The sequence below is a fragment of the Okeania sp. SIO2C9 genome, from assembly GCF_010672455.1.
Lineage (GTDB): Bacteria > Cyanobacteriota > Cyanobacteriia > Cyanobacteriales > Microcoleaceae > Okeania.
Map to the genome: position 1 here is coordinate 19,850 of NZ_JAAHGO010000067.1, position 11,998 is coordinate 31,847.

At 35.1% G+C, this 11,998-nt stretch carries 4 protein-coding genes; all 4 read right to left on the reverse strand.

Annotated features, from left to right (window positions below):
• Positions 1–1,311: 1,311 nt before the first annotated feature.
• Complete coding sequence (locus F6K23_RS31595) at positions 1,312–2,826, reverse strand: diguanylate cyclase domain-containing protein (RefSeq protein WP_293163444.1); 1,515 nt, start codon at positions 2,824–2,826, stop codon at positions 1,312–1,314.
• Positions 2,827–7,599, reverse strand: coding sequence for a PAS domain S-box protein (locus F6K23_RS31600; RefSeq protein ID WP_293163446.1), 4,773 nt, complete (start codon positions 7,597–7,599; stop codon positions 2,827–2,829).
• A gap of 1,577 nt (positions 7,600–9,176) precedes the next feature.
• Positions 9,177–9,314, reverse strand: coding sequence for a hypothetical protein (locus F6K23_RS31605; RefSeq protein ID WP_293163449.1), 138 nt, complete (start codon positions 9,312–9,314; stop codon positions 9,177–9,179).
• Between the two features lie 996 nt (positions 9,315–10,310).
• Positions 10,311–11,978 (reverse strand): transglutaminase family protein, encoded by a 1,668-nt coding sequence (locus tag F6K23_RS31610; protein WP_293163452.1) that lies wholly within the window; start codon positions 11,976–11,978, stop codon positions 10,311–10,313.
• Between the last annotated feature and the right edge of the window lie 20 nt (positions 11,979–11,998).

The window sequence follows — 11,998 nt, forward strand, 5'->3', positions numbered from 1 at the left end:
CCTCAAAATAATTCTATAGTGATTGAACACTTCAGTTATTAAGTAATAAATCAAGCCCGCGCGCCCCTCCCTAGAGGGGAAGTGTGGGGAGTGTGGGAAGTGTGGGGAGTGTGGGAAGTGTAGGTAGGTATCCACCTGCGCGCCCCTCCCTGGAGGGGAATGTAGGGTTAGGGGGAGAAAAAGACACCTAGAAACAAAAATCAGAGTGCACAGTTTTAGGTGTGCCACTCCAGTAGCACAATTAAATGTATTTCTAACTTAATATTCTGTGAACACAAAGAATTAGCCCTGCCATTAGGGGGAGTGGGTAGGGACGTTGTATGCAAAGTTCCTATAGAGAAGTAAACATAAGAATAATTAAGAGCTGATTTATAAAGTAAATATTAAGAGGCTGAATTTCTGGCAATACAAGGGTTTTGGGAGTTATAGTCCAATAATATCATGTCCGGTAGCATCGGTCTTGTATAGTAAATAGGCAACAGCTCCGGAAGGCAAGAAAAAAACTTAAATTTCCTGCAAATATCCACGCCAACTTTTACACAAACGATTGCCTTCGGACATGATATAATGCCTAAATTCCTGAGAGTTAGATGAAATAAGGGTTTTAGCTAAGTTTACAAATCAGCTCTAACATTAACTTGCTAATTAGGGTTTGCGTATGGAAAGTCTTTTTGCTGAGGTAGGAGACAGGAGACAGGAGACAGGAAACAGAAGAAATGGCTTGGGAGCGAGGAGGTAGGAGCTAAGTTTTGTCAATTTGGGATTTTTCTACCATAGTCAGCCGAAAATACTAGCATGCATGAGCTTTTTGCACCGAAAAGCTGGCACCCCCTTGAACCCCAAAAAGGCTTTAGCCTTTATTTATCAATACTTTAAGAATTAATCAGCAAGCCCTAATTATTAGTAAAAAGGTGATAAAGTCAGTGTTAATTACTTAATAACAGGACTTACGCAAAGCCACTATATATAGTAAATTAAAACTATAGCACTATGGTATATATAGTGTTTTTACCATGAAAATGCGTAAGTCCTGAATAACTGAAATGTTACCTAAGTATAGCATTAATGCATGAGAATGGGTATTATTCGTTATTGACATACTCCCTCACACCGAGTGCACTACCAGGTACATTTGTCAGCTTGCGAATGCACCCATAGGTAGCGCTTCGTTCCGACCTTTGTAGCACCCCGCAGGGTAACACCGCCACTCCTTGCTCTCAAAAAGATGTAGCAAAAATGGGTGATATTTGGTATTAATTTTATTTTGATCACTTTATTTGCAGTTTTTATTTATAGATTGAATAAATAGCTTTATCTGCTAACAGTACAGTTTCGTTGTTGATTTTTTGCCTGATAAAGTGCTTGGTCTGCAAGATAAATTAACTCTGCAGGTAACTGATTTTCTTGAGGAATCATGCTTGAAATACCAAGACTAATCGTAACATATTCATTGATTTCAGATTTAGCATGAATAATTTGAAGATTTTGCACTTCTAAACGGATAGTTTCAGCAATTATAAAAGCATTTTTAGCATCAGTATTAGGAAGAATTATTGCAAATTCTTCTCCTCCATAACGAGCCACTAAATTACCAGGGCAATCGACCATTTTCTGAATAGTTTTGGCAATTTTTTTTAGGCAATCATCTCCTGCTTGATGCCCATAATTATCATTGTATAATTTGAAATAATCTACATCACAAATAATTAGAGAAAAAGGCAGACTCTCTTGTTTCATTCTCTGCCATTCTTGGTCGAAATATTCATCAAAATGACGACGATTAGCTACTTGAGTCAAACCATCTAAAGTAGCGAGTAGATGCAATCTTTGATTAGCTAATTTCAGAGTATATTCTGCTTTTCTACTTTGAATCATTACTCCTAAATGATTAGCTACTGCTTTAACTAAATCAATTAATTGTTGATTTTTTGGGGTAACTTCTTTCTTGAATAACACCAAAATTCCTAATACCCGGTCGCTCCATAAAATCGGTACAGCAAAACAAGATTTTAATCCGATTTGAACAGCCATATCATAACGTTGAAAAAGATCAGGTGATATCTGAGAAATATCTTCTATCCATTCTGAATTTTGAGATTGCCAAACTCTACCAGGCAAGCTTTTATGATCGGTAAAAGTTAATTTTTTACTATAATCTCGGAATTCATACAAACCTTTTTCATTAGCATAACAAGCTTGACTATATACAATTTTAGAACTATCAGAATTAAGCAGCCAAGCTTCACCAAAATCCCATCTAATATTTGAACAAATATGATTTAGCGTAACTTCCAGTGCTGAATTAACATCTGAAGTAGCACTAATTGCCTGAGTAGTTAATAACAAAAAACGAATTTGTTCTTCAGTACGTTGACGCTCAATAATTTCTTGTTCCAGCTTAGAGTTTCTCTCTTTCAATTCTATTTGTAGTTTATAAGTAGATAGTTGATTTTCAACTCGTGCTAATACTTCTCTTAGTTGAAATGGCTTAGTAATATAATCTTTGCCCCCTACTTCAAATGCTCTGATTTTATCTACTTCTTGACTATAAGAACTAATGAAAATTACTGGTATTTCTTTAGTTTTTTCCAAAGTTTTTAATCTTTGGCATACTTCATAGCCATCTATATCCGGTAAATTAATATCAAGTAATATTAAATCTGGCTGAGAAATCTGTGCCCCATTAATTGCAATTCTACCATTAATAGCTTTTCTCACATAATATCCATGATGTTCAAGCATACTTGCTAATAATCGCAAATTTTCCGGTGCATCATCAACTACTAGAATGTTTCCTGGTAAATCTTGAGATTTTTTTTTGTTCATTTATTCCTCACTTTCTATTAATTCAAGAATGATATCCAAACGAAAATTTTCTACTAAATTTGTCAAACAATTAATCAAGTCAATTTCTGTTTCAGGAATGTGCTGCATTAGCTCACCGATCATTTGATCGTTAACAGATAATGCAGCAAAATGTAATTGCTCCAACCATTCAGGAGGCATAATGCTTAAATCTTCTTTTGTAAGTTTTATTTGAGGTTTGATAGCAGTAGAATTTGATATCATTTCTTGATACAGATAACGTACTCCCAAATAACTTGCCAACTTTTCTAACAATACATCTTCTGAAAAAGGTTTAGCAATAAAATCATCACAACCTGCTGCCAAAATAGCATCACGATCTTCATCAAAAGCATTAGCAGTTAAAGCAATAACCGTAGTTGCTTGACCAAGAGATGTTTGCTTAATAATTTTAGTTGCTTCATAACCATTCATAACTGGCATAATAATATCCATAAGAATTAAATTAGGTTGCCAAGTTTGCCAAATAGATATAGCTTGTTTGCCATTCTCAGCATTCTTAATTTGAAACCCTAAAGGCTGAAGTAACTGAATTAGTAACTGACTGTTTTCTGGCACATCTTCCACTACTAAAATTCGATAAGCAGGTTGATCAGGTTCTAAACCGATAATTTTATGTCGAGCGGATAATATTGTTGTTTTGGCTATTTCTATAACTTCGGCAACAATATCAAAACTAAAACTTGTACCTTTTCCTACTTGACTACTAACAGATATATCTCCTCCCATTAAATGAACAAATTTCCGACTAATAGGTAAACCTAAACCAGTTCCTTCTATTGATTTTCGACCAGTTTTTGTTTGTACAAAAGGCTCAAATAAATTATTTATTTCTGATGTTTCAATCCCTGGGCCAGTATCTGTAATCGTAAATTTTATCTTCCCTATTTTGTGATGATTAAATACTGACAATATGACTTGTCCTTCCGATGTAAACTTGACTGCGTTACCTAAAATATTAATCAGAACCTGACGCAATTTCCCTTCATCAGTTTTAATTATCTTAGGTAAATCATCGGCTACTTCAAAGATTAGATCTAAGCCTTTTTTACTAGCTTTTAGCATCATCATATCTTTTATAGATTGAAGCAGTTCATCTAAATCAAAGCAACTTTCTTTTAATGTAACTCTACCTGCTTCAATTTTCGACATAGATAAAATATCATTAATTAAATTCAGTAAATGGTCTCCACTGCGATTAATAATGTTTAACTGATCAATCTGTTCCTCATTTAAAGATTCATCCCGCACTAACAATTGGCTGAAACCCAAAATGGCATTTAAAGGAGTACGCAATTCGTGAGTCATAGAAGCAAGAAAATTACTCTTAGCATGGTTAGCAGCTTCCGCAGTTTCTTTAGCATTTTTGAGTTCAACTTCTCCTTGTAAACGTTCTAATTCTGCTCCCACCCGTGCAGCAAAAATTTTCAAAATTAACTCATCAGAAGAATTAATCTCCATTGGTGCAGCATCCATAACTATTAACAAACCAATAATTTTGTCTTGGGAATTATATAGAGGAATACCCCAATAACTTTCTACATCTAACTCAATTAACCAGAAATCTTGGGGAAAAAGTTGTTGTAAAGAATGTGGATAATAACAAATTTTCCCCTCTAATACTTTCTCACAAGGAGCACCTATTATATTATAACTGATGTCTTTTCTCACTTGATTGCCACTCCAAAATGCCCTGACATAGAGTTTTTTTTCTACTTCCTCTAATTCATTAATGCAAGCATAATCAAGTTGTAGCACTTGAGCCAAACTCCGAACACAAGCACCGAAAAAATCATCTCCTGTATAAGAAGCAGTCCCTTCAACAATCAAACGTAAAGCTTCTTCCCGTTCCCTTTTCTCTGTGATATCAATACCAAAAGATTGAATTTCAATTAAATGTCGGTCTCGATCTATTATTGGTTGATTTGTCCAACTAACCCAGCGCCTTTCCCCAGAAGCAGAAATAACTTGATATTCTGAAGTCGTTGGAGATAATTTTTTCTGAATTGCTTGAATATTTTCCTGTACTTGCTCTTGAGTTATTCCATCTGGCATTAGTTGTAAAAAGTTACTGCCTAATAATTCAGTTGCAGACTTGCCAAAAAATTGACAGTAGTATTGGTTAACGAATGTGAGTGCACCATTTGGCTGCCATCTACAAACCAGTACACTGTCCTGTGACTCTACCAGTTCCCGATAACGAATTTCACTTTCTCTTAAAGCTTCTTCTATCTGCTTGCGGTCATTGATATCCTGCAGAGATCCTACCATCCTAACTGGTGTTCCATCTTTTTCCCAAAGAGCTTGGCCTCTGGCTAAAATCCACTTATAATTCCCATCTTTGCAAAGTATGCGATGCTCGACAACAAAACTGCTAGTCTCTTGCTTGAGGTGACTTTGCATCAGTTCCATCACCATTTCAAGGTCATCTGGATGTATGCGACTATACCATTCATCAGAATGGGGTTGAATTTCATGGTCTTCATAGCCCCATATTGCTTTTAGTCGAGGTGACATAAAGGCTTCATTGGTTGTAATATTCCAGTCGTAAATCCCTTCATTATTGCCTTTTAACACTAACTGCCAACGTTCTTCACTTTTTTTGAGTGAATCTTCTACCTGTCTGCGAATTTGAATTTCTTGCTCTAATAGTTCATTTTGTGCGGATAATTCTTGTCGTTGTTGTTTTTCTTGTGCTAAAAGATTTACTTGAGCGATCGCAATACCTACTTGAGCTGCCACTGCTTCTAACAATTCTATTTCTTCTGCTTTCCAATGGCGAGTATAACTACATTGGTGTACGCCGATCGCCCCATTAGTTTTTCCTTGATAAGAAGTTCTAATTGCCATCATTGACCTGAGCTTGAATTGCTTACATAGAGGTAAACATTCTTGCAGCAGAGGTTCAACATAGACATCATCAGTAGCAATTGCTAAGTCTTGGGACAACATTAACTCAGCATGAAAATTACCTAATATGGGAATTTCTATATTGGAGGGTAACTCTAGACCGTAGCTCTGATACTGAGCAACTATTGGAATTCGTGGTAAAGGAAATTCTAAATAAGTATGAATCAAGCAGCGGTCTGGATGTAAAACTCTGGCTATTTGATTTGCTGCAGTTTGGTATACTTGTTCTGGTTCTAGGCAAGAGCGAATTTGATGAGTAATTTCTCTGAGTACTAATGCTCTTTGTATTTGTCTCTCTAGAGAGCATTTTGCTGTGGATAGTTCTATTTCTGCCTCTTTACGTTCTGTAATATCAATTCCAGCACTAATGTAACCTGCAAAAGTACCATTAGGAGTAAATCTTGGTTTAGCTGTATCTACTACCCATCGATACTTGCCATCAAACCGACGCAGACGATATTCCATCTGAAAGGCAGCAAAAGTTTTGTGACTGTGTGTATACATTAACCGACAGTGTTCTCTATAGTCTGGATGAACCAATTTTAACCATTCATTTGTTATAGCATCAGATAACTTGTCTCCGGTAAATTCTAACCATGTTTGATTAAAAAATGTGCTGTTACCATTGGTGTCTGCCACACGGATCATTACGGCGATACCATCTGCCATTGAGCGAAAACGAGCTTCACTTTCCTGCATTGCCTGTTGTGCAATTATACGCTTGGTAACATCTACCTGGACTCCTACATAATGAGTTAAAGTTCCAAAGTCATCATATACTGGAGAAATTGTTACTTCATTCCAGAATTTGCTACCATCTTTGCGGGTATTTTGCAACACTACCGAACATTTTTTTTCAGCGGCGATCGCCTGTTTCAATTCTTGAATTTCTGGTTGATTTGTATCAGTACCTTGTAAAAAACGACAATTTCTACCAATAACTTCAGAAATTGAGTAACCTGTAGTTTTTTCAAAACCTGAATTAGCATATATTACTGGGTGTTCGTCTATACTTAAATCGCTAATTACAATTCCTTGAGGAGCTGTAAATATTGCTCTTTCTAATAGTTTTAAACGTTCTTGTTCACGACGACGTTCTGTAACATTTTTAAGGGTTAAAAGATAAGCTGTTTCATTTTCCCAAATAATTTCTCCTATATGTGTTTCTATAAATAAAACTTTTCCCGATTTCTGTCGAATATATATTTCTGTTTCATTACCATTTACAAGAGGCAAACCTATTTCTTCGCCGATTAACTCTGAGGCTGATTTTTCCCATAATAATTCTGTTGATTTGTTAACAAAAACTATTTTACCTTCTTTGTTGATAATCATCAAACCTTCTGATATATTAGTGATAATTGCTGATAAATTATCTTCAGTTTTTCGTTTGATTTCTATTTCCTTTTCTAGTTGCTTATTTTTTTCTTCTAATTGATGTAGTTTTTTTATTTCCAGTTGAGCTTTTATTCTTGCTAATACTTCTTCACTCTGAACAGGCTTACTAATATAATCTATTCCTCCAGCTTTAAATCCTTTTACTCTTTCCGTAACATCAGATAAAGCACTCAGAAAAATTACTGGTATATTCTGAGTATTAGGATTTGCTTTAAGTTGTTTACAGACTTGATAGCCATCCATTTCTGGCATTTTTACATCCATTAAAATTAAATCTGTCTTACTCTCCATTACATATTTTAATGCTAATTTACCAGAATTAGCTTGTTTTATTTTATACCCTTTTAAGCCGATCATCTCAGATAGAAAAGATAAAATATGGGGATGATCATCTACTATGAGAATTGTAATTTGATCGTTATTCATAATTAGACTTTTTCTCTATTGATTATTTAAGTTACAAATTACGATTTGATATTGTCTGCATTTTTTATTGAGTATATATTTTCTAATTATAAGATAATTATATACCAATTTTATCGAGGTGATATATAGCATTTTTATCTGGGTCGTCAATACTCAATAATGAAAGAGAACAGTTCAACAATGAATAATGAATAATGAATAATGAATAATTACCTCTCTATGAATTGAAGAGGATTGACAAATTCATGAAAATTTTTTTTTATTATCCCCTTAAAAGGGGAGGCGCATACCCACAATTTTTCGGTAAAAGAAAACAAGGATTAAATAATACTATTTTTTTTCAAAAAAAAATACCATCTAGATTGATAAATCATTTAAAAAGGCTATATTGAGGTGATTTCTCCCTGTTACCTTTCAACTAAAATATTTTGCCCTGATATGAAATAATAAAATTTTTACCGAATAATTAATAATTAATAATTAAATAATTCGCGCCTTGAAGGCTCCCCTTTTAAGGGGAAAAAAGCGGTCGTTTGCGGAGCATGACCTTAGGATGGGATGGCGAGGTCCGGGAGCCATATCCAATCGACCAGGACAGCGGTCGTTTGCTTTTGCTTCGCAAAACTGGCGTAACGCAACGCTGACGCGAAACGCGACAGCGGAACGGAGTTCTCTCTTCGGAGCTTCCCCATTGGGTGGGATGGCGCAATTCGGAGCGGCTCTGTCAAGAGCTGGTCTCCTCGCCATATCCAATCGACCAAGAGAAGAAATAATATTTCCTTATATTCAATTCCGTAACGGTTAAAACCCGAGGTAATTATCAATTATCAATTATCCATTATCAATTAATGAAGATATATTGCACTCTAAAAAATGGGGGTTAGGGAGGAGCTTCCATAGTATTATTTTTCATATTTCATATCAGCATGATGAAGTGTTTTACTATTTTTAAAAGAGAATACAGAAAATTTCAGGATAGTGAGGTACAGTTGAAAATTAATGTACAATTTTGATTCATTCCTTTTTCCCAAATCCGGTGTTCCCTAAAAGCATAAAATTTTGTACCTTATCAACTCGAAAACTGCTGTATTACAAACTGTTTAGGTAAGGAATAAGGAAAGACTTACGTTGGATAAAGTAAGAAAAAAAGCAATAAAATGATATGTTTTATTGCTTAATTATATCGATAAGTTTTAACAGCAATATGTAAGTTATTATCAATAATCTCTATTATAACATGATATACATCATATAATAATTGTTTACAAATAAAATTATACCAAATTCAAAAAAGGTAGTTATACTATTAATCTCTAGATTTCCACCAACAGACCAAACTACTGTAGCAATATTTTATGAAACTGGTATTATACTAATTGACACTACGACAAAAACACGCTCATTATATATTCTCTATCCTATCCTCATCTCTATTATTTTTAGCAAACATTTATCAAACTGTTATTATATTCTTTGGAGTACAATAGAGTACAACTAGTAGATAAAGTGTCACAAAAAAAAGACGATAATGAAATTATCGCCATGATTAAAAATGAAAGTAGAGAAAAAAAATGTCTTCAACGAGTGGTTTGATCCCTTTGTTGACGTCTACGATCACGCCACTCAGCCGCCGTTAAATATACCACACCTCCAGTAACAATTAACATTAGTCCTGATGCTACTATCGCCATAATATTTACGACTGTTAATTCCACAACTCCTCCTCAAATTTTAGATTTTTTCTTTTAAATTTTATCAAAAAAAAATGCTTTAGAGTAACTAAACTATATTTAGGGCTTGCTGATTAAATGTCAAAACATTTACTGATATTGGTTTGCTGCCTTTTTTTGCCTTTAAAAAGTGCAAGCTTTTCGGTCTAAAGAGCTGCATAAAGCTAGTATTTTGGGATAATTATCGCAGAACAATCTTGGGACAATTTTTACGACTACCTCGTCTATAATTTCCATTTCTCCTATCTCCTGTCTCCTGTCTCCTATCTCCTACCCCTACCAAAAGACTTTCCATACGCAAACCCTATTTAGGCGTTGGTGAATCAAGCTATGAAAGCTAAATTTATAAAGTATAAAATGCTTTTTAATTAGTATTTAGGCGATCGCCATTTAAAAAAATCATAGCCAAAATCACCAACAACTCTATTTACCAGAAAATTGGGTTTAAAGCCTCGCCGAGGTGCGGGCGACTTTTTATTTTATTTGCAAGTGAATTGAATATATGATAGAGTGTTATTAATTGCCGGGAGACACGTCTCCTCCTCAGGAGCTTTCCTATCGGAATGCTACGCAAACGCTAACGGGAACTCGTGCACCGACGTGAAGGGAAGCGTAACCCACCTCCATCCCGTCCCGGGAGGGGAGCAAGAGGGGTAAGTCCAGCACTCTGTGTTAGTGGCAGCTCTGCGTCAGCAAAGCGTCAACTCGCCGAGGAACTAAGGTTCGATAGGAATCTGTGCGTCTTTAGGCCAGAGAGGATTTCAAATAAAGACATTCTCCAAAATAATTATTTCCATATACAGAATGTAATAAATAATTGTTCTTTCTCTTCTTCCTTATTCCCTCTCATATCATGTCCGGATAATTAGTGATCAAAAAACTTTCTCCTTTTCCTCCTCTTTCTTCCCTCCTGACTCCTGACTCCTCGATTATTATTTATAAGTATTCAACCGGACATGATATTACTTCTTCCTTCTGCAACTACAACCCAGGTAACTCTTCTAAAATAGTAAACCTGACATGATTAATTGCCAAATTACCAATAGAAACTTTTTCCTTATTAACAGGTATCCCCTTATTTTTCAGAGTTTCAAACTTAATTCCTTTACCAATTTCCACATGATACCAAGCTAAACCCATAAAAAACCTTAACGGATAAGGTCCTCCTTCTTGTAAATCATCAGGGTTTGATTCCATAGGCACCCAACCAAAACCAGGTAGATAAAATTCTAACCAAACATGATTAAATTCTGGCTCTAAAGGCACACCTTTTCTATCAGCAAAAGCCGGACATTTATAGCGACCCACTGTACGACAAGCAATATTATTTAATCGTGCCAAAGCTAACAATAACCCTACATATTCTCCACAAGAACCAACACCTCTTTCTAATACAATATCTGGAGTATCAATCTTAGTTGTTACTCCATAAGAAAGTCGATCATAGACATAATTCCGAATACTGAGAAGTTGACGCAATAGATTTTTTTCTTGTAAAATAGCATCTTTTGCTGCCTGGATAACTATCTCTTTATCCATCGCCAAATTATCATTATCTACCAGATATTTTTCCTGAAAACCTTCTGGCAATTCCGGAATATTTTCTACATTAAAAGGTTGAATTTGGTACTTAATTGCCCTGACTTCTAATAACGCCTTCCAACCAAATATACGCCTTTCACTTTGACGCAATGGTTTAAACCGAAAAACAGCAACTTTTTCACCATTTTGAATTTCTTCAGTAAAAGGTATTCCTATAGGAGAAATTTCCCTAACTTTTTGGCGATGAGTTTCTGATGGTAAAGCAATACGCCATTCTAAATCTTCTAAAAAAACTTCATCTAATGGTTCTAATTCCTCAACATAAGACATCTCTATTAAAAAAACATTAGACACAGCATACTTTTCCTCTTCATTATAATAAAAATAAAGAGGATGTATAAAAGAGCGATCGCGCTTACTCAGCTCATACTGTCTTTCTGAGTTTGGGTCATCCCTGATATAAAGTTCATCACCAGCATAAGCGACATAAAGCTGTCTTTCCCCTGTATTTATATCCAGATAAAATGCTAACCCCGTAGGACTTTCAAAAGGAGTAAGTACACTAAACTTAACTTTACCCGTTGCCCTTTCTAGACAATAAACAGTTTGCTCCTCGCGGTCACAAAGCCACAATTCTTCATCTTGTACTGTAATATTTTCAAACCCTATTCCTGGAGCATAAAACCCTGTAATTTTTTGTCTAGTATTTTTGTCTAATACAAAAATCCTACCTAGTTTTTGACAAGTGACATAAACTGTTGATTCCCAAACAGCAATTCCATCAGCAGGATAAGGTAAAGTGAAAAAATGTTGCCATTTTCGGCGTCCCTCTGATGAATTACCAATTGCATTGAGACAGAAATAAACTTCATTTTCCCTTGTCAACCAAAGAGTATCTTTCCAAAGCGCGATACCTGTAACATCAATAAATTCATTAGTTTGAAAAGGATTGATAACTATTGTATTATCTGTTTTTGGGTCAATTTCTAGCAGAAAACCACGGTTTTTGTCAATGGCATAGAGAGTATCTCTAGAAAAAGCAATACTATGTAGTGAGGCAACTCCAATTGGTCTAATAGTCCGTGGCCCAGAATATTGTTTTTGCATACTTTTAGCTGATTCAAAAT

What these genes read in the sequence shown, in the direction of transcription:
- F6K23_RS31610 (WP_293163452.1), bottom strand. Translation starts at nt 11,978, where the DNA reads ATGCAAAAACAATATTCTGGGCCACGGACTATTAGACCAATTGGAGTT.
- F6K23_RS31600 (WP_293163446.1), bottom strand. Translation starts at nt 7,599, where the DNA reads ATGAATAACGATCAAATTACAATTCTCATAGTAGATGATCATCCCCAT.
- F6K23_RS31595 (WP_293163444.1), bottom strand. Translation starts at nt 2,826, where the DNA reads ATGAACAAAAAAAAATCTCAAGATTTACCAGGAAACATTCTAGTAGTT.